This is a genomic window from Ruegeria sp. HKCCA5426 (genome assembly GCF_013034585.1).
Lineage (GTDB): Bacteria > Pseudomonadota > Alphaproteobacteria > Rhodobacterales > Rhodobacteraceae > Ruegeria.
In genome coordinates this window covers 60,421-78,743 of sequence record NZ_WQGH01000012.1, presented here as the reverse complement: position 1 = coordinate 78,743, position 18,323 = coordinate 60,421, and the positions used below count along the sequence as shown (strand labels likewise).

24 protein-coding genes are annotated in these 18,323 nt (G+C 58.6%); 6 read left to right on the top strand and 18 right to left on the bottom strand.

The window, feature by feature from the left end:
- Positions 1 to 4: 4 nt before the first annotated feature.
- Positions 5 to 625, bottom strand: a complete 621-nt coding sequence (locus GOV87_RS17670; protein ID WP_171212648.1) for a LysE family translocator — start codon at positions 623 to 625, stop codon at positions 5 to 7.
- Positions 625 to 1,980, bottom strand: coding sequence for a homogentisate 1,2-dioxygenase (gene hmgA / locus GOV87_RS17665; protein ID WP_171125370.1), 1,356 nt, complete (start codon positions 1,978 to 1,980; stop codon positions 625 to 627). Before hmgA ends, GOV87_RS17670 begins: the two co-directional genes overlap by 1 nt.
- 57 nt (positions 1,981 to 2,037) lie before the next feature.
- Between hmgA and GOV87_RS17660 the strand changes: the two genes are divergently transcribed.
- Both GOV87_RS17660 and GOV87_RS17655 read left to right on the top strand, forming a co-directional pair.
- Positions 2,038 to 2,490 carry a MarR family winged helix-turn-helix transcriptional regulator gene (locus tag GOV87_RS17660; protein ID WP_171212647.1) on the top strand — a complete coding sequence of 151 codons (453 nt, stop codon included), beginning with the start codon at positions 2,038 to 2,040 and terminating at the stop codon, positions 2,488 to 2,490.
- Positions 2,491 to 2,551: 61 nt separating this feature from the next.
- On the top strand, positions 2,552 to 3,781 hold the full coding sequence (locus GOV87_RS17655; RefSeq protein ID WP_171212646.1) for an adenylate/guanylate cyclase domain-containing protein: 1,230 nt from the start codon (positions 2,552 to 2,554) through the stop codon (positions 3,779 to 3,781).
- Here GOV87_RS17655 and GOV87_RS17650 read toward each other — a convergent pair.
- Positions 3,778 to 4,587: a division plane positioning ATPase MipZ gene (locus GOV87_RS17650; protein WP_171125364.1), complete on the bottom strand. Its 810-nt coding sequence runs from the start codon at positions 4,585 to 4,587 to the stop codon at positions 3,778 to 3,780. The two genes, GOV87_RS17655 and GOV87_RS17650, sit on opposite strands and share 4 nt — an antisense overlap.
- A 210-nt stretch (positions 4,588 to 4,797) precedes the next feature.
- Here GOV87_RS17650 and GOV87_RS17645 point away from each other — a divergent pair, with 210 nt between their 5' ends.
- A complete protein-coding gene (locus GOV87_RS17645) occupies positions 4,798 to 5,685 on the top strand; it encodes an AEC family transporter (RefSeq protein WP_171212645.1) in 888 nt (295 codons plus the stop codon).
- A gap of 78 nt (positions 5,686 to 5,763) precedes the next feature.
- Positions 5,764 to 7,347, top strand: coding sequence for an MFS transporter (locus GOV87_RS17640; protein ID WP_171126893.1), 1,584 nt, complete (start codon positions 5,764 to 5,766; stop codon positions 7,345 to 7,347).
- 152 nt (positions 7,348 to 7,499) lie between these two features.
- Here the strand turns inward: GOV87_RS17640 and rpmE are convergent, their stop codons facing one another.
- Positions 7,500 to 7,721 carry a 50S ribosomal protein L31 gene (gene rpmE, locus GOV87_RS17635; protein ID WP_170388151.1) on the bottom strand — a complete coding sequence of 74 codons (222 nt, stop codon included), beginning with the start codon at positions 7,719 to 7,721 and terminating at the stop codon, positions 7,500 to 7,502.
- An 11-nt stretch (positions 7,722 to 7,732) separates the two neighbouring features.
- Positions 7,733 to 8,116 carry a 50S ribosomal protein L19 gene (gene rplS / locus GOV87_RS17630; RefSeq protein WP_039541573.1) on the bottom strand — a complete coding sequence of 128 codons (384 nt, stop codon included), beginning with the start codon at positions 8,114 to 8,116 and terminating at the stop codon, positions 7,733 to 7,735.
- A 380-nt stretch (positions 8,117 to 8,496) separates the two neighbouring features.
- Between rplS and GOV87_RS17625 the strand changes: the two genes are divergently transcribed.
- Entirely contained in the window at positions 8,497 to 9,294 is a 798-nt protein-coding gene (locus tag GOV87_RS17625) for a GH25 family lysozyme (protein WP_171125359.1), read from the top strand.
- Here GOV87_RS17625 and trmD read toward each other — a convergent pair.
- The 11 genes from trmD to GOV87_RS17570 all read right to left on the bottom strand — a co-directional run bounded on the left by trmD (position 9,291) and on the right by GOV87_RS17570 (position 16,278).
- Positions 9,291 to 10,088, bottom strand: coding sequence for a tRNA (guanosine(37)-N1)-methyltransferase TrmD (gene trmD, locus GOV87_RS17620; protein ID WP_171212644.1), 798 nt, complete (start codon positions 10,086 to 10,088; stop codon positions 9,291 to 9,293). The two genes, GOV87_RS17625 and trmD, sit on opposite strands and share 4 nt — an antisense overlap.
- Complete coding sequence (locus GOV87_RS17615) at positions 10,085 to 10,900, bottom strand: hypothetical protein (protein ID WP_171212643.1); 816 nt, start codon at positions 10,898 to 10,900, stop codon at positions 10,085 to 10,087. The genes trmD and GOV87_RS17615 overlap by 4 nt, the downstream gene beginning before the upstream one ends.
- Complete coding sequence (gene rimM / locus GOV87_RS17610) at positions 10,900 to 11,403, bottom strand: ribosome maturation factor RimM (protein WP_171212642.1); 504 nt, start codon at positions 11,401 to 11,403, stop codon at positions 10,900 to 10,902. The genes GOV87_RS17615 and rimM overlap by 1 nt, the downstream gene beginning before the upstream one ends.
- Positions 11,396 to 11,542 (bottom strand): hypothetical protein, encoded by a 147-nt coding sequence (locus tag GOV87_RS17605; protein ID WP_171212641.1) that lies wholly within the window; start codon positions 11,540 to 11,542, stop codon positions 11,396 to 11,398. Before GOV87_RS17605 ends, rimM begins: the two co-directional genes overlap by 8 nt.
- A gap of 4 nt (positions 11,543 to 11,546) precedes the next feature.
- Positions 11,547 to 12,182, bottom strand: a complete 636-nt coding sequence (bluB, locus tag GOV87_RS17600; RefSeq protein WP_171212640.1) for a 5,6-dimethylbenzimidazole synthase — start codon at positions 12,180 to 12,182, stop codon at positions 11,547 to 11,549.
- Positions 12,183 to 12,194: 12 nt separating this feature from the next.
- A complete protein-coding gene (gene rpsP, locus GOV87_RS17595; RefSeq protein WP_171212639.1) occupies positions 12,195 to 12,584 on the bottom strand; it encodes a 30S ribosomal protein S16 in 390 nt (129 codons plus the stop codon).
- Between the two features lie 94 nt (positions 12,585 to 12,678).
- On the bottom strand, positions 12,679 to 12,975 hold the full coding sequence (locus tag GOV87_RS17590; protein WP_170380494.1) for a chorismate mutase: 297 nt from the start codon (positions 12,973 to 12,975) through the stop codon (positions 12,679 to 12,681).
- Positions 12,972 to 13,523 carry a GNAT family N-acetyltransferase gene (locus GOV87_RS17585; RefSeq protein WP_171125348.1) on the bottom strand — a complete coding sequence of 184 codons (552 nt, stop codon included), beginning with the start codon at positions 13,521 to 13,523 and terminating at the stop codon, positions 12,972 to 12,974. The genes GOV87_RS17590 and GOV87_RS17585 overlap by 4 nt, the downstream gene beginning before the upstream one ends.
- Positions 13,520 to 14,056, bottom strand: coding sequence for a GNAT family N-acetyltransferase (locus GOV87_RS17580; RefSeq protein WP_171126886.1), 537 nt, complete (start codon positions 14,054 to 14,056; stop codon positions 13,520 to 13,522). The genes GOV87_RS17585 and GOV87_RS17580 overlap by 4 nt, the downstream gene beginning before the upstream one ends.
- 3 nt (positions 14,057 to 14,059) lie before the next feature.
- Positions 14,060 to 15,565: a signal recognition particle protein gene (gene ffh, locus GOV87_RS17575; protein WP_170418150.1), complete on the bottom strand. Its 1,506-nt coding sequence runs from the start codon at positions 15,563 to 15,565 to the stop codon at positions 14,060 to 14,062.
- Positions 15,566 to 15,768: 203 nt separating this feature from the next.
- On the bottom strand, positions 15,769 to 16,278 hold the full coding sequence (locus GOV87_RS17570) for a hypothetical protein (RefSeq protein ID WP_171212638.1): 510 nt from the start codon (positions 16,276 to 16,278) through the stop codon (positions 15,769 to 15,771).
- Between the two features lie 90 nt (positions 16,279 to 16,368).
- Here GOV87_RS17570 and GOV87_RS17565 point away from each other — a divergent pair, with 90 nt between their 5' ends.
- Positions 16,369 to 16,899 (top strand): prolyl-tRNA synthetase associated domain-containing protein, encoded by a 531-nt coding sequence (locus GOV87_RS17565; RefSeq protein ID WP_171212637.1) that lies wholly within the window; start codon positions 16,369 to 16,371, stop codon positions 16,897 to 16,899.
- Here GOV87_RS17565 and GOV87_RS17560 read toward each other — a convergent pair whose 3' ends face one another.
- Together GOV87_RS17560 and GOV87_RS17555 are read right to left on the bottom strand one after the other, a co-directional pair.
- The gene (locus GOV87_RS17560; RefSeq protein WP_171212636.1) at positions 16,900 to 17,640 is read right to left on the bottom strand and encodes an aspartate/glutamate racemase family protein; all 741 of its coding nucleotides are present in this window, start codon (positions 17,638 to 17,640) and stop codon (positions 16,900 to 16,902) included. It abuts the gene before it with no gap.
- 73 nt (positions 17,641 to 17,713) lie between these two features.
- The gene (locus GOV87_RS17555; RefSeq protein ID WP_171212635.1) at positions 17,714 to 18,295 is read right to left on the bottom strand and encodes an FMN-dependent NADH-azoreductase; all 582 of its coding nucleotides are present in this window, start codon (positions 18,293 to 18,295) and stop codon (positions 17,714 to 17,716) included.
- Positions 18,296 to 18,323: the final 28 nt, after the last annotated feature.

Here is an 18,323-nt window from a genome sequence, read left to right as displayed (position 1 = left end):
TTTTTTAAGCATCTCGCAGGGATTTCAGGCCCAGCAGAAGGGCCGCCAATATCATGAAGCTGCCACCGGCCCGATCCAACCACAGCCGGGCGGACCCTTTCAGGCGCGTGGCCAGCCAACTGGCGCTGCCGCCATATGCGGTCAGGAATAGCCCATCGAGTGTCAGGTATGTGGCCGAGAGGATTGCGAATTGTGGCCAGAACGGAAGCGCCCCGTCGATGAACAGGGGAAATAGCGCCGCGAAAAAAACCACGGCCTTGGGGTTCGCGGCCGAGGTGACAAAGCCCTGCGTCCAGAGCGCTTTGCGACTGGCAGGTCGCGCCGATTGGGTCTGCTTCCCTCCGGTTTTCACAATCATGCGAAGTCCAAGATAAACCAGATAAGCAACGCCCAGCCATTTGATCACCGCCAGCGCTGTGCCCGACGCTGCGATGATTGCGGCAAGGCTCAGTCCAGCCGCCAGCATCTGCAGCAGGTTCGCCGTCAGATCGCCTGCCGCTGTGAATAGGCCGCGCTTCAACCCGTTGGCCGCCGAATTCGACAGCATCAGCAACTGGCTGGGGCCCGGTGTACTCATCAACAGCAGCACTGTTGCGATATAGGTGATCCAGATATCGAAGCTCATCACTTTTTCCCCGGCGTACCGTCAAACTTTTTCTCAAGAGAGGTCCAGCAGTCAATGTAGTCATCCTGCAGCGGGGCTTCACTTGCTGCAAATCGGGTCAAATGCTGAGGGAACCGGGTTTCGAACATGAAGGACATGGTGTTGTCCAGCTTGTCCGGCCCAAGGTTGGAGTTTGACGCGTTGTCGAACGCCTCGCGGTCGGGGCCGTGCGGCAGCATCATGTTGTGCAGGCTCATTCCACCGGGAACAAAGCCCTGAGGTTTGGCGTCGTACTGGCCGTAGATGTTGCCCATCAGCTCGGACATGATGTTCTTATGGTACCACGGCGGACGGAACGTGTCTTCGGCCACCATCCAGCGTTCTCGGAATAGGACAAAGTCGATATTGGCCGTACCCGGCTGACCTGATGGGGCTGTCAGCACGGTAAATATTGACGGATCGGGGTGATCGAACAGGATCGCTCCGACCGGGCAATACGTGCGTAGGTCGTATTTATAGGGCGCGTAATTGCCGTGCCATGCCACCACGTCCAGCGGGCTTTGACCGATCTTCGTCGTATGGAACTGACCACACCATTTGACAGTGACGGTCGAGGGAACCTCACGGTCCTCAAACGCAGCGACAGGGGCTTTGAAGTCGCGCGGATTGGCCATGCAATTGGCCCCGATTGGACCGCGGCCGGGCAATTCGAACTTTTGTCCGTAGTTTTCGCAGACAAACCCGCGCGCGGGACCTTCCAGAACCTCCACCCGGTACACCAGACCGCGCGGGATGATGGCGATCTCTTTCGGCTCGAGGTCGATGATCCCCAATTCGGTCGCAAAGCGCAGGCGGCCTTCCTGCGGCACAACCAGCAGCTCGGAATCGGCTGAGAAGAAGTAGTCATCCACCATGGATTCGGTGACCAGATAGATATGGCTGGCCATGCCCACCTGCGTGTTCACGTCGCCAGCCGTGGTCATGGTGCGCATCCCAGTCAGCCATGTCAGCCCTTCGTCCGAATGGGCCACCGCGTCCCAGCGGTACTGGCCCAGACTGATCACATCCGGATCAACAGAAGGTGCAGATTTCCAATAGGGCAGGTCGATCTTTTCGTAGCGATGCGAATGTTTTACCGAAGGCCGGATACGATAGCACCACGTCCGCTCGGGCGGGTTGGCTGTAAAGGCGGTGCCGCTGAGTTGCTCACCATACAATCCGTAATTGCAGCGCTGCGGGCTGTTCATCCCTTGGGGCAAAGCGCCGGGCAGGGCCTCGGTTTCGAAGTCGTTGCCAAAGCCGGGCATATAGCCTTCGTGCGTCCCTACCGGGCTGCTGGCTTGTGTCAGGCTGTGCGGATCAGTCGGACGATTCATCCCGTGTTCCTCCATTTGCTACTTGTCCGATAATAGTTGATTTTGTAACTAACAAGCATGACTAGCGCGGATTCCGACAAAAAAGATGAATTTGATCTGCGGGTTTTCCTGCCCTATCTGCTGAACCGGGCGGCCGAGGAAAGTTCGTTGGAGTTTCAGCGCGCCTATAAGGACAGGTATGGGATGTTGCGCACCGAGTGGCGCGTATTGTTCCATCTGGGCAACTACGGCGAGATGACCGCGAAAGAGATTGGTGAGCGCGCGCGGATCCACAAGACTAAGATCAGTCGTGCGGTCAGCAAGCTTGAACAGCGCAGATATCTGGTACGCAAACGAAGCGACACAGATCGCAGGGTTGAAATACTGACGCTGACAGCCGCCGGGCAAACGGTTTATCGCGAATTATGCGATATTGCCCAGCGATACGACGCAAAGCTGGCGGGGATGTTCAGTGCGGACGAGGTTACCCTGTTGCGCCAAATGCTGCAGCGACTGGCGGATATGATGTGAGGACTGGTAATCTGTTCGCGATGACCCCAGATGAAACCCTGAGTGGACGCAGGATTTAGACATGACAGCCCCGGACCCCAACGCGGCGAAAACGAACGATCTTATCAATTGGCTGGTATCGCGCGGCCTAGCTGGTGCCGAAAAGGAAGAGCTTCTGGACGGGTACTGTACGCGCCTTGTCGATATGGGAGTGCCGCTGATGCGGTTTCACGCGGCGCAATCCGCGTTGCACCCGGTTTATGGCGGTACAGGCTATAGCTGGTACCAGGGGCGCGGCGGGGATTATCAAAAGTTCGAGTACTCGGAAGATGTCAGCGAGGATTGGCAGCAAAGCCCGCTTTTTGCCATTCTCAACGAAGATGTCGAGGTTGTGCATGAACGCATGGTGGATCAGAACGAACCCAGCCGGTTTCCCCTGATCAATGATCTCAGAGAGAGTGGGGCGACCGAATATTACGCGCGTGGGGTGACGTTTGATGTCCCGACCCATAACGCGCCGCGGGACGCCAAGAAGCCTGTGGATGGGGTGTTGCTGTCCTGGACGTCCAACGCACCAGAAGGGTTCCGTGACGGCGATCTGGAGTTGATAAATACCGCGTTGCCCCATTTGGGGTTGGCCTTGAAATCGGCGTCGAATGCGCGGGTATCAAAGGACCTGATGCGTGTCTATCTGGGGCGCGAAGCCGGTCGTCGTGTTCTTTCGGGCGAAATACGGCGAGGGTCTTTGCAGCAGATTGATGCCGTGATCTGGAACTTTGATCTGGAGGGGTTCACCAGCCTGTCCGAAGAATTGCCGGGCAGCGAAATTATCGACATGCTGAATGACTACCTGGCTGTGGCCGTCGGAGTGGTGCATGACAATGACGGAAACATCCTGAAGTTTATGGGCGACGGGCTGATGGCCATGTTCGACGTGGGCGAAATTGACGAAGACGCCCGTGCGGCCTTGAAGGCCGTGCCTATGCTGCAGGAACGCATCAGGACGCTGAACGAAGAGCGCAGCGCCGCTGGCCTTCCGGTTGCCAATTTCACGCTGGCCCTTCACGCGGGTGAGATTTTGTACGGCAACATCGGGTCGGAAAGCCGCCTTGATTTCACTGTGATCGGGCCTGCGGTAAATCAGACGGCAAGGATCGCAAGTATGCACCGGTCGCTGGGTCAGCGCATTCTGATTTCAGACGATGTGGCGCAAGCGGCTATGCCCTGCAGTCAGGATTTGATCTCGGTCGGTCGTTACATGCTGCGCGGCGTGGCGGAACCGAAAGAGCTGTTTACCGTGTACAACGGTTAAAAGTCGATCTCGACGCCCGGCAGGTTCAGCTCTTTCATCATGTCACGCAGTTCCTGACGCGCGGCGATGTTCGAGATGTTGAGCTGCTTGACCCCAATATCCTTGAGGTCCAGCAAGGTCAGGCCACGTGGGAACAACTCGCGGAAAATCACGCGTTCGGAAAAGCCCGAGGCGACGCGGAAGCCAATGCGCTGCGATAGCATCTCGATCGCGCGTTGCATCTTTTCCTTGTTGACCATGCGCTGCGTGCCCACACGGTTGCGCACAACAACCCAGTCGATCGGTTTCAAACCCGCCTGCGCGCGCAACTGACGTGCGTTCCAGACCATCTCGGAATAGACCGACGGGCCGAGGATTTTCTCGCCCTTTGAATCAATCCGCGCCAGCAGGTCAAAGTCGATGAAGCTGTCATTCAGCGGCGTGATCAGCGTATCGGCCAGCGAATGCGCCACTTGGCTAAGACGTGTATGCGAGCCGGGGCAGTCAATCAGGATGAAATCGCTGTCGCTTTCCAATTCAGCAACTGCAGCAGACAGGCGGTGGTCATAGATGTTCTCGCCCGGCTTCAATTTGGTCGCGTCGATCTCGGGCAGGTCGTGGTGACGCGGTGTCGGCAGGGTCAGGTCCGAATTTTTAAGGAAATTAGAGCGATTTTCGAAATAGCGCCCCAGGCTGCGCTGCCGAAGATCAAGGTCTAGCGTGCTGACCTTATGGCCCAACCGTGCCAGTGCTGTGGCGACGTGCATCGAAACGGTCGACTTGCCTGCGCCGCCCTTTTCGTTCCCCACTACGATGATATGTGCCATGCCTGTATTCCCACATCCCGCCGTGTTTGACCACACGTTGTTGAAAACCACTATATGTTGTGGAAACGGGGAAGGGAAGAACCCGAAACACTGTGAACGCGCAATAAAATTCGCTGTTGCTGAAATCTCAGGGTGGATTTGGTCGCGCGCTTGCCAAACATTGCCACCTGTTTCACTGTCAAAATTACGAATTTGGATCAGGGGCTTGCAGTGGACCATCTGTTTCTGAATGTGCTGAACGTGGTCCTTCCCGTGCTGATCTGCGCCGGGATCGGGTACAGCCTGGCGTTGTTCAAAGCCCCGTTCGACAACAAGGTCATCGGTGGGATTGTGTCTCGGGTTGGGTATCCGACGCTGATCATCTCGCACCTTTCGACGACAAAGATCGCAGTGGCCACGTTCTTGGACGTGATGGCTGCGGCGGCGCTGGCGATTGCAGGCTTTGGCGCATTGGGGTTTGTGGCGCTCAGGGCCATGCGCCTGCCGGTTCGCGCGTTTCTGACGCCCTTGATGCACGGCAATGTCGGCAATATCGGTCTGCCGATTACGCTTTTGGCGCTGGGCGACGCTGGGATGGCCTATACGATGGGATTTGTGGTGGTCGTCCTGGTCAGCATCTTCACCGTGGGTATGTGGATTCCGGCAGGTGAATTTTCCCCGAAGAAACTGGCCACGTCCCCGATCATCTACGCGGTTATTGTTTCACTGGCGCTGATGGCGACGGGGTACAGCCTGCCGCAACCTGTGGCCAAGTCGTTTGATATTCTTGGCGGTCTTTCCATCCCGCTGATGCTTTTGACACTTGGTCACACGCTGGCAAGCCTTCAGGTGCACCGCCTCGGCCGCGCTGTGATCCTGACCGTGTTGCACCTGATTATGGCGACTGTGATAGCAACCGCTTTGGTCTGGGCATTCGGCTTTACCGGGGCAGAGCGCGGGGCGGTTATCCTTTGCTGTCTGATGCCGTCATCGGTGGCGACCTACCTGTTTATTGATCAGCACATGCCGGAATACGGCCCGGACGTGGCCGGATTTATTCTGGTATCCACACTGGCAACGATCGTCGTTTTGCCGTTGGCCCTGTCCTATTGGATCTGAGGCTGTGCGCTGGGCAGAAACCTGCTAAGGTGTTGATGTGGCGTCCCAAAGACGTCAGGTGGGTTTGAGGGCGGAGCGATGTCACAGACGAATTCACATCCCAATGGCGCACGGGTTGTTCTGGCTATGACCGCGATCTGCATGATGGTTGTTGGGTTCAACACCACGGCAGTCGCGACCATCCTGCCCAACCTCAAGGCAGAGTTCGACCTGACCCCGTCGGGCCTGCAATGGGTTATGGCGACTTACACCGTCGCCAGCGCCACCTTGGTGACTATCGTCAGTCGGTTGGGGGATATCACGGGCAAGATGGGCGTGTTCTTCTTTGGCATGGTCGTCTTCGCGGTTGGGTCCTCTCTTGTTCTTTTCGCCCAAGATGGCACGATGCTTTTGCTTGGGCGCGGCGCACAAGGGGCGGGCGCTGCGGCGTTGTTTGGCACTTCTCTGTCGTTGTTGACTGCGGCGACGCCCGAGGAACAACGCGCCAGCATGACCGGAGCCTGGGGCGCCATCGTAGGCTTGGCAATTGGCGTTGGTCCAATTGTTGGTGGTGCCTTTGCCCATTACGTCAGTTGGCGCGCCGTGTTTGCAACCGATCTGATCCTTTTGGTGATCGCGTTTGTCATCGGTTTGAACGTCAGCAAGCAAAAATATGTCCCGGATACGCGTCTGGCCGGGGCGCGGTTCGATTTTCTGGGGGCCATTGCAATCCTGCTGCTTCTGGGGCCGTTGTCTTTTGCGCTCAGCAACGGGGAAAGCAACGGTTGGGGCACGCCCATGACGCTGGTGCCGCTGGCCGTTGCAGCGCTGGCAACTGTGGGTATTGTTCTCGCAGCGCGCCGCAGTGATGATCCGCTGATCGAGCTGAGGTATTTTCGCCATCCGCGCTATTTCATGGCCGCGGCAGGGATGTTTTTCACCGGCTTCACGCTGTTTGGGTTCTTTGTCTATTTTAACACTTTCGTACAGTCGCCGGACGCCTTTGGGTATTCCTCCGTGGGCGCTGGGCTTGCGATCATGCCGCTCAGCCTTAGCATGTTCGTGATTTCGGTCACGGCACCGCGGTTTCTGGCCCCCTACAGCTTCCGGTGGCCCGTTGTCATCGGATTGGGGGCGATGGCGTGCGGGTTCCTGTTGCTGATGGCCACAACGAATAACACGCAGTATGGCGAAATCTGGTGGAAGCTAATGGTCGTTGGGATCGGGCTGGGCATCTGTTTCTCGCTTTTGCCGCGCCTCGGCCTGCGACTGCTGCCGGAAGAGCATGTGGGGCAGGGGTCGGGCGTGATAAACGCATGTCTCTATTTTGGGGCAACTCTGGGGGCGGTCGTGTGCGGACTTGCCGAAGCGATCACCACCCGTCGCGGCCTGTCTGAGGTGATTAACGCCTTGCCCGCGGGCTCGACGCAGCGCGAAGATCTGGCCCATGCGCTGACGCACGGTACGCCCAACCAGATTCAGCAGTTGATCGCCGGGATGGATCCGCAAAGTGGAACGGCATTGGCCAAAGCCTTGAGGGATTTGCAGGACAACGCCTTTGACAGCGCGATGATGATCACGGCCATTGCTGCACTGATTGGAATGGTGCTGGCGCTGCTGCTGCTGCGTGGGCCGGTTCCGCCATTGCACAGCGCGGCCGAGTTAACGCGTAAGGCGCAGTAAGTAGGCTCTGGATGCCTCCTCGGGTTTCTTCGCGGCCTGCGCTGACACTATGGTTCTTTGTGCAGATAGCAGCGTCCAAAGACCCTTGCTGTGTCGGAAAAAGAAAAAGGCCGCCCGAAGGGACGGCCTTTTGCATTTGAACCGGGTTAGGCTTAGAAGCCCAGACCTTCGTATTTCTTCTTGAACTTCGACACGCGGCCGCCGGCGTCCATCAGGCGCGCGCCGCCACCGGTCCATGCGGGGTGCACGGAGGGGTCGATTTCCAAGGCCAACTGGTCGCCTTCGGCGCCCCAGGTGGATTTCATCTGAACCACGGTGCCATCGGTCAGCTTGACGTCGATGATGTGGTAGTCGGGATGGATGTCTTTTTTCATCTTTCCGCTCCTTACGCCTCGGCGCCAGCCTTGGGCTTGTAGTTGGTGACCTCAGCGATACGTGCGGATTTACCGCGACGGGTGCGCAGATAGTACAGTTTGGCGCGACGGACGCGGCCGCGGCGGACAACGGTGATGCTGTCGATGTTGGTCGAATGCAGCGGGAACACACGCTCCACGCCTTCGCCGAACGAAATTTTGCGGACGGTGAACGAACCGGCGATGCCGCTGCCACCTTTGCGCGCGATGCAGACACCTTCGTAGTTCTGCACTCGGGTACGCGACCCTTCGGTCACTTTAAAGCCGACACGGATGGTGTCACCGGCTTTGAAATCGGGGATGTCTTTCCCCAGGGCGGCAATCTGTTCCGCCTCAAGCTGTGCGATCAGGTCCATCGCATTCACTCCTATCTGCTCGTGGTTGGTCCACGAAGTTTGGGCACGGGCTGAGAGCTCTTGGTCTTCACCGGGTCCTGCGTACAGCCCGCCAGAGGTCAGATCGAATGTTCCTTGGTGCGGTTTGTTCCGCCGAGCCGGGGCCGAAGAAAGCCGGGCGTCACGACATGGACCAAACCAAAACACCGGAGTCGCGCAAATGCGGCACCGGATTGCGGTCGTTTAAGGGCTTTGAACGCAGGGATCAAGCCCAAATCGTCATATTTTACAGGGCCGGTTGGTGAGTTTTCGCCGCCCGAAAACAACACCGTTGCCTTACGGGGTCGATCAGGCATTCTGGAAGGCAATTATACGAGCAGAAATTTATACAGGAACAGATCATGCGCACAGCTCTGATGCTGGCATTCATTGCCTTTGCGACCCTGTCTTGCGGTCGCAACAGCCCTCCGCCGCAGCAGGTCGAGGCCAAAGCCTTTCTGGATACAACGTCGCCTTCGGTGGTCTTCCCATCCTTTGGCGATGCCGACCCCCATGACTGGGAGGGGCGGCATCCCGGTCAATACCCGGTGCACGGGCTGGACGTGTCGAGGTGGCAGGGGCCAATCGACTGGCGGCGTGCCAAGGCGTCAGGTGTCAGTTTCGTATTCATCAAGGCCACCGAGGGCGGAGACGTCGCAGACCCAATGTTTGAAGCGCATCGCGTCGGCGCGCGCGCGGCTGGGGTGCCATGGGGCGCGTATCACTATTACTATTTCTGCCGCCCCGCCCATGAGCAGGCACGCTGGTTCATCCAGAACGTGCCCCGAGGATCAGACCTGCCGCATGTGCTGGACATGGAGTGGACGCCGCATTCCAAGACCTGCACTTTGCGCCCCGATGGCGCAACCGTTCGGGCCGAGGCACAGCGGTTCCTTGATATTTTGGAACGTCACTATGGGCGCCGTCCGATCGTCTATACGACCGTGGATTTCTATGGCGATACAGAAATCGGCCGCCTGCCAAAGACCGAATTCTGGCTGCGGTCTGTCGCGGGGCATCCGCGCACCGTTTATCCCAAAGCGGTCTGGCGGTTTTGGCAGTACACCGGAACCGGGCTGGTTCCCGGCGTAGATGGGCCGGTGGATATCAATACGTTCAATGGCCCGCCCGATATCTGGACGCGGTGGAAAGCAGGTTAGTCGCGCGACTTGCGATAGGCGTCCCACAGGTCGGGCCGGCGTTCGCGGGTGATCTGCTCGGACATGTCGTGCCGCCATTCAGCGATGCGACCGTGGTGACCGGACATCAGGATATCGGGGATCGGACGCCCCTTCCATTCGGCGGGGCGGGTATATTGCGGGTGTTCCAACAGCCCGGAAGAAAAGCTTTCCTCCTCGGCTGAGGCTTGGTTGCCCAAAACGCCGGGGATCAGACGCACCGTTGCGTCAATCAGCGCCTGAGCGGCGATTTCGCCGCCTGTCATGACAAAATCGCCCAACGAGACCTCCTGAACGCCGTAATGCTCAAGCACACGCTCATCCACGCCCTCAAACCGACCGCAAAGCAGGGTCATGCCGTCACAACGCGCAAGGTTCTGCATCATGCGCTGGTCCATCCGGCGTCCGCGCGGGCTGAGATAGATCAACGGCCAATTCCCACGCACCCCCGCCATCGTATGTTCAATAGCCTCGCCCAAAACATCGGCGCGCAGAACCATTCCTGCGCCGCCTCCGGCTGGGGTGTCGTCCACATTGCGGTGCTTGCCAACGCCGAACTGACGCAGGTCGATTGTCTCTAGCTGCCACAACCCTTCTTGCAATGCTTTGCCAGTCAGACTTTCGCCCAGCACACCGGGAAAGGCCGACGGGAACAGCGTGATGATCTTTGCTTTCCACACGCCGTGCAGGTCCGGTGTTGGGGTCAGCAGTTCACGCGGTTTCAGGGTCGGTCGGATCGCCTTGCGACCGTGGGACTTTGAAGGTTTGTCAGTCATATCGTGCCAATCAGAGCCTTTTGCGCGTGTTCGACGATGGCCTTCTTTTGCGCGACCAGAGCGGCCTCGTCCAGACGAGAACGATTCAGGTCCAGCAATTCTGCCAGAACGTCCTCTGGCAGTCTGGGGTTGGAGTGTGCAGGCGGGGCCAGCAGGTTGGCTTTTTCTTGGTGCAGGTCCAGAAAATCTGCAAAAGGCGCACCCGGGCCAAACCGCAGCTTTTGCAAATCTTCCAGCCACTCGGACAGAACCGTGACATTCGGAAGCGCTTCGCTAATCCGGTCCACTGTGGCTTGCAGCGGGGCGAGGGTTTCCATGCTTTCGCAATATGTTTCGAAATCCTGCACTTGACGCATACGTTGCAGATCGTGCGCCCAAAGGCTGCGCAGCCAGCTTCCGCGCTGCCTAAGGGACAGGTAGACGGTAATCTCGACCTCTTGCCCGGAAAACCTATGCCGGACAGCGTTCACAAGGCTGGCCGCAAGCTCGGGCGCGGCGGCGTAACCTTGTTCCAGATTACGGCTGGGACGGAGGCCCGCGAAATTCTCTTCGCTGACAATCAACCCGCGCTTTTCACCGAAATCGAGCGTATCCAGAAAGGCCGATATCTGGCGTTCGAACTCTGAAAGAGTCCCGGCCAGCCCATAGACAGAATGATTGGTGGCGGCCCGTGAAAGACCGGAATTGCGCGTGCGGTAAGGAAGCACCAGCGCAAAGTGGGGCCAGATCAGTTCGCGGTTTTCGAAAAGAAAAGACTGTGCAGCTGTAGTGCCTGTTTTATGTAAACCCAAATGCAGCAGGATTCGCCGCATCAGATCAAACCTTCAGGGGGATCGGCGACGATACGGCCTTTTTCAAGGTCAACGGTCGGAACGGCCTCAAGCGTGAAAGGCAGCAGGACGGTGGATTTCAGCCCCGACCCGTGCAATTCCAACAAATCAGCGGCGCCGTGGTTTTGCACCGACTTTACCCGGCCCAGCAGGGTGCCGCCGGTGTCATAGACCTCAAGCCCGATCAGGTCGGTATGATAGAACTCATCATCCGGCAATGAAGGCAATTGATCACGGCGCGCAAACAGGCGCAGACCCTTCAGCGCATCAGCCTGTTCCTTGGTCTCGATGCCGCCCAACCGGGCAGCGAAACCATTCTTGATCGAACGGGTCAGGACCAGAGGGTACCGCTCGTCGCCCGCCTCGTTGGTCAGGGGCGAATAGGCTTCGATATCTTCGGGGACGGCGCAGTAGCTTTTCAGCCGCACCTCGCCGCGCACGCCATACGACCCGGCAATACTGCCGACGCAGATCAGATCACTCATTTGCCCCATCCGTCACACATAGCCCGTCTTCCCATTGCCCGCGTGTTTCGCACACCTCGCGCTGGTTGGAGCGTTCGAAGAACACGCCGACAATAAAGGCGATCATCATCAGAATGGGAAGGCGTAACAATCCGAACATCTGCTTAGCGCACCTCGACAGGCAGGCTGTCGTTGCGGTTTTCCCATCCGACTTGCTCCAGTTCGGGCGTGTCCGACACGTCTTTGGGATATCCAACGCAGAAATAACCAATCAGCCGCCAATCATCAGGCACATCCAGATCGCGCGCCATCTGGTCAGGGTCAAGAATGGACACCCAGCCCAGCCCCAGCCCCTCAGCCCGCAAAGCCAGCCAGAACAGGGTTATGGCTGAAACTACGGAATAGCGCCGCATCTCGGGCATTGTGCCTGCGCCCAGACCTTGCCCCTTGTCGGTGGCGTCGTCGCAGAACACGGCCAGTTGCACCGGGGCCTCTTGCATCCCCGACAGTTTCAGGCGGCTGTATAGCTGCGCCTTTTCGCCAGAATAGCCTTCCAACGCCTGCGCGTTGGTGGTTTGAAAATTTCGCAGCGCCGCGTCGCGCGCGGGCTGGCTTTCGACGCGGATCACGCGCCAGGGTTCGCTCAGCCCCACCGAAGGGGCCAACCGAAACGCGTCGAGGCAGCGCGTCAGCACTGCCTCGTCAATGGCGTCGGTGCGGAACCGGCGCACATCACGCCGGAGCCGCAGCAACAGGTCAAACTGCGTGCGAAAATCGTCGGTGAACGTCTGATCCCGCACGCGCCCGCCTGCTTATTCTTCTGCAGCCGCTTCTTCAGCCGGTGCAGCAGCAACTTCTGCCGCTTCAGCAGCCTTGGCCGCTTTTTCTTCGGCGCGCTCTTGGGCTTTCTTGCCCGGGGTACCCTTGTTGGGGTTGTTGCGCTCGGCTTTGTCACGGGTGCCGGCAGCTTCCAGCATACGTGCGATCCGGTCGGTGGGCTGGGCGCCCTGATCCAGCCAGTACTGGATGCGCTCCATGTTCATTTTCACGCGCTCTTCGCTGTCTTTGGGCAGCAGCGGGTTGTAGGTGCCCAGTTTCTCGATGAAACGGCCGTCGCGGGGCATACGGCTGTCGGCCGCCACGATGCGGTAGAAAGGACGCTTTTTCGAGCCGCCGCGAGCGAGACGAATTTTCATTGCCATGGTGGTATCTCCTTTGAATGGCATCACGCCAGAGGCGTGTATTTTTTAAAGACCGGGGTCTTGTCCGGCTATTCTTGGTATTTGTGGAAACGGGTTATTCCTGATGTTTCCGGTGGTGTCGGATGACTTCCTGAATGATGAAATTCAGAAAAGCCTTGGCGAAGTCAGGGTCCAGATCGGCCTCTTTCGCCAGGTCTTCTAACCGAGCGATCTGCGCGGCTTCGCGCGTGGGATCGGACGGGGGAAGGTCGTGTTCGGCCTTGAGCTTGCCAACGGCCTGCGTGTGCTTGAACCGCTCGCCCAGCGTATAGACAAGGATCGCATCCAGCCGGTCGATGCTTTCGCGATGCTCTTTCAACAGCGTGGCAGCCTGTGTCACGGGGTTGGTCATTGGGCGGTCCTCTCAGGCGTCAAAGCAGGGTCGGAAATATCGAGTTTCGGGTGCCGCCAAACCTGGCAGGGGGTGCCGACAACCTCGCCTTCGCGCTCGTACGTGGCACCAAGACGTTCCGCAAGCGCGCGCGAGCGGTCATTGTCATGGGCGATGTACGAGATCGGAGCGTTCAAACCCTGATGGCGTGCGGCATAGGCGCGGGCAGCTTTTGCGGCTTCAAAAGCGATGCCTTTGCCTTCGAACCCATCCATGACGACCCAACCCAGTTCGGGTTCGTCCCAGCCCGGCGCGTTGATCATACCGGTCCAGCCCGCAAACGCGTTGCTGGCCTTCTCGACGATATGCCAGCCGCCATAACCCAGCACCGCCCAGTGCCCGAACCGCCCCATGAACGAACGCCATGTTTCCAGCGCCGTCTTGGGGCCGCCGACCATGCGGCTGCGTTCGGATGCAAAGAATGCTGTCATCGCAGGCAAATCGTCTTGATGAGGGGCGCGCAGGATCAGATTATCGGTCTCGACAGTGGGGATGGTGAAAGAGGTCATGCGTAAGCCTCCATCCCGCCTTGCAGCTCATCCGGGTGAGGATGGCGATACACAACATCCGCAGGGTCCGGGCGCGCTGAGGATTTGTCTTCGATCGCACCCAAACGTTTTGCCAAAGCAATCGAGCGCGCGTTGTCGTTGTCGATATAGCTGACCAACGTGCTAAGCCCTGTATTTTCAAAGGCCCAATCGCGTGCCGCGCAAGCCGCCTCAAACGCTAGTCCTTGACCCTCAAAGCCTGGGAAGATGCACCACCCCAATTCCACTTCGGGGAAACGCGGCGGTTTGTTGACGCCAACCTGCCCAATGAGTTCGCCGGTTTCGGTCAGATCTACGGCCCAACTGCCATAGCCCAGCCATTGCCAACTGGTGACTTCCGCACCCAGCCAACGCCACAATTCGTCATCTGAAATGGGCCCACCCATATACTTTGCCCACTCCGACGCGAATAGCGCAGCCATTGGCTTGAAATCCTCAAGCCGATGATGGCGCAGCGTCAGGCGCGCAGTGGTTATGGTGGGGGCGACGGTCACAGTTTACTTCTTCTTCCCAAAGCCGCTGAGGCCCGGAGGCAGCGCCATGCCGCCACCCATTCCAGGCATGCCGCCGGGCATCTTGCCCATCGCCTTTGCCGCCTGTTCCAGTGCCTTGGGGTCCATGCCCGCAGCCATTTCCTCGGGCGAGGGGCCGCCTTTGCCGAACATGCCTTTCATGGCCTGTTTCAGCATCTTGCCTTTGCCCATCTTGCCCATCTTTTTCATCATGTCCGACATCTGCCGGTGCATCTTGAGCAGCTTGTTGAGGTCGCTGACTTCCATCCCCGAACCTGCCGCGATCCGCTTTTTGCGGCTGGCCTGCAATAGTTGCGGATTGGCGCGCTCGCGTTTGGTCATCGACTGGATCATGGCGATCTGGCGCTTGAGCACCTTGTCGTCCATGCCTGCTTCTTCGACCTGCTTGGCCATTTTGCCCATGCCCGGCATCATGCCCATCATTCCCTGCATGCCGCCCATCTGGATCATCTGCTCTAGCTGCATTTTCAGGTCGTTCATGTTGAACTGACCCTTGACCATGCGCTTCATCATGCGCTCGGTCTGTTCCATCTCCATCGTTTCCTGGGCCTTTTCTACCAAGGCAACGATGTCGCCCATGCCCAGAATACGACCGGCGATCCGGTCCGGCTCGAAGGTTTCGAGCGCGTCCATTTTTTCGCCCAGACCGACAAAGCGAATGGGCTTGCCAGTGACCGCGCGCATCGACAGCGCCGCACCACCGCGCCCGTCGCCGTCCATACGGGTCAGGACCACGCCCGAGATGCCGACCTTGGCGTCGAACTCTTCGGCGACTTCAACGGCGACCTGACCGGTCAGACCGTCGACGACCAGCAAGGTCTCGCGTGGATCGACCGCGTTGCGGACCTGCTCGACCTCGTCCATCAGGACTTCGTCGATATGCAGTCGACCCGCGGTGTCCAGCATGTAGACGTCATAGCCGCCTAGCGTCGCCTGCTGTTTGGCACGCTTGGCAATGTCGACGGGTTTCTGGCCCGGCACGATTGGCAGGGTATCGACGCCGACCTGCGTGCCCAGAACGGCCAACTGATCCATCGCCGCCGGGCGATAGACGTCGAGCGAGGCCATCAGGACCTTCTTGCCCTCTTTCTCTTTCAGGCGCTTGGCCAGCTTACCGGTGGTGGTCGTCTTACCCGAGCCTTGCAGGCCGACCATTAGGATCGGGGCGGGCGGGTTGTCGATCTTCAGTTTGCCGGGGTCTTCTTCGCCACGCAGCGTGTCGACCAGCGCGTCATGTACGATCTTGACGACCTGCTGACCGGGGGTGATCGACTTGGTGACGGCCTGACCAGTTGCCTGTTCCTGTACCTTCTTGACGAATTCACGTGCAACCGGCAGCGAGACATCGGCCTCAAGAAGCGCAACGCGCACTTCGCGCAGGGCGGTCTTGACGTCTTCTTCAGACAGCGCGCCCTGTTTGGTCAGCCGGTCAAAGACGCCAGAAAGGCGTTCGGATAGATTTTCAAACATGCCTTCGGCCTCCTTAGCCGGTTGTCCTGTGGCACCCCTTAGTTAGGCAGCGCCGGTTCAATTCACAATTGCCCTTAAGTCATTGTCGTAGAGGTCATGCCAAATGGCATTGCCCCCACGGGCGAAACTCGCTGGTGGGGGGCGATCCCTGAACGACTCAAGGGACCGGAAGATCAGACGCTTCCGGATGTTTGGAAGGGGCTTTAGGCCGATTGATCGTCAGAGTCAACCGCGCGTGCCGGAAGCCAATCATTGACGGCATCGACCATCCGATGAGACCCGTGCCCGCTGACATAGGCGCTGACGATGGGGTGGCGTCCCGCGCTCATGCCTTGGTCGAGGATCAAGACGGGCCGGTGCATCGTGCTGGAGCCGTTGTTGCCGTTCGACGTGGTGGTCTCGACCTCGGCATGTGAGAGGTTGGACAACACGTGCCGGACCGTTTCATAGCCAAAGATGGATTGCCGTCGGATCAGAATGCTGTCTGTGTTGCGGTCCAGAATGACCTGCACGCGGCGAACAAATACGCAGAACGCAATAAATCCCATGCCGCCGCCAAACAGCGCGACGAAAATGCCGGACCAGTCGCCTTCGGCAATCATCGACAGGCCAGCCCCGACAAAGCAGAGAATGAAGAAGACCAGCATAATGCCAATCAGCCACGGCCTGTTGGACAGGATCAGTTGGTTTGGTGTCTTGCGCGTCACTTTCATGGCCGGACGCTAACATTGAAATCCCATGCTGTCGTGGCTTGAAATTACCGCCACGGTACGCGATGAGCGCAAAAAATTCAGGAGAGTATCATGGACGCCTCATCTGCCTTTCAGGATACATTGCCGCTCAGCTCTGACGCGTTGCTGGCCAAATTGGATGAGTGGGAGCTGGCCTACAGGCTGCACACCCATGTCCCTCTGCGCACGGTGGAGGAGTCAAAGGCGGTTGAAGATCAGTTCATGGTCCCCGGTGAGAACGCGCTGCGCCTGAAAAACCTTTATCTGCGCGATAAGAAAAAGCGGAACTATCTGGTGACGTTGGAACAAAGCCGAGACATAGACCTTAAGGCGTTGGGCGCGGAACTGGGCGTCGGGAACCTTTCGTTCGGTTCGGCGGATCGGCTGATGCAGAACCTTGGAATTCGGCCCGGCGCGGTCAGCCCACTGGCGATGATAAACGGTGTGGAAAACAACGTCCGGTTCTTTATGGATGCAGCGGGGCAGCAGGCCGACGTGATCTATATGCACCCGCTGGTCAACGACCGCACCATCGCAATGGCGCGCGGGGACCTGATGGCGTTTTTCGACCGGATCGGCTGTGACGTGACTTGGCTGCCCTGATCAGGCTCCAAGTGCCTCTTTTAACGCTGCTGCGACATGCGCTGCCGAGGGATTGACGAATAAATGCCCGTCCGCCTCGAACACGGCGTCGTCCAGATTGTCGGGGAAGGCCAGCGGCAGTTCGGTGCAGGCCAGTAGGATCGCGGTTCCGGGCTTGGCGTGTTTGTTGCAATAGGCCACCAGCCGGGCCCGCGCCGTTTCTGTTGCGCCGCCGTAGAAATCCGTGTCGATCATATTCTGCATCTCGGCAATCTCGGCGTCCGGCAGGGGCGCGTTGGCATTAATCTGGGCCTTGGCCAACCTATCGGCATAGTTCGATGCCTGCATCGTAACAGTCGTGCCCAGAACCAGGGCCTGCGTGGCTTCGGTTGCGGCGGTTGCTTCGGCTGCGGCGTCGAAGATACTGAGGATCGGCATGGAAACGCCCTGCCGGATCGCGTGCAGGCGCATGTGCGGCGTGTTGGAGGCGATAATGCCGAAATCGCAACCCGCATGTTCCAGTGTCAGCAAGGCATCGCGAAAGACGGCGTCAAAGGCGGCCCAGCTTTCCTCATCCCCGGCGACGCCTCTCAATGAGCGGGTCTTGGACTGTGTGACGGATTCGATTGTCATGGGCGGGATCGGCAGGGGGGATCCATAACCACGCTCTGCAAAATACTGCCCGGCGCCTTGCGCGATGGCCCTGTAATAATCAACGGTTGAGGCCCAGCCCACACCGCCCAAAATTCCGACTTTCTTCATAATAAACGTCCAGTCTGCGCAATCGTGTTCAATTGCAGACTGGACGTTTGAATATGTAAAGACCAGAGGTCAATCAGGCGGCCAGTTCTGAAACAGCCTGACGCGCGTTGTCCAGCGTGGCTTCGGCGTCCAGTGCCATCTGATCAGCGGCAATAACATCGACAGTGTGAATGCCGATAAAGCCCAGCACGTGTTTGGCATAGTCAGTGGCAAAGTCTATGTCTGACCCCACAGCCGTTCCGCCCGACGCGATGGCCAGTACAGCGCGTTTGCCTTCCAATAGGCCTTTGGGGCCGTTCTCGGTATAGGAAAAGGTCAATCCAACCCTGGCAACAAGGTCTATCCAAGCTTTGAAGGCCGCCGGGACCGAGAAGTTATAGATCGGTAGGCCGATGACGATCGTATCCGCCTGCTGCAACTCTGCTACTAGATCGTCAGACAGGGAAAGTTGGTCACGCTGAACTTCGTCGCGCTGATCGGCTGGGGTAAAGTTCGCAGCAATCCAGTCCTCGGTCAAAAGCGGCAGCGGAGTCGCCAGATCACGGCGAATGATACGTCCGGCGTTCAGGTGTTTCACGATCCGGTCGGACAAGTCACGGGTGGTAGATCCTTCGCGGCGGGCCGAGGCGTCTATGTGCAGGATGGTCTTGGTCATTGGGTTCAGTCCTGATTGAGTAAGGTTT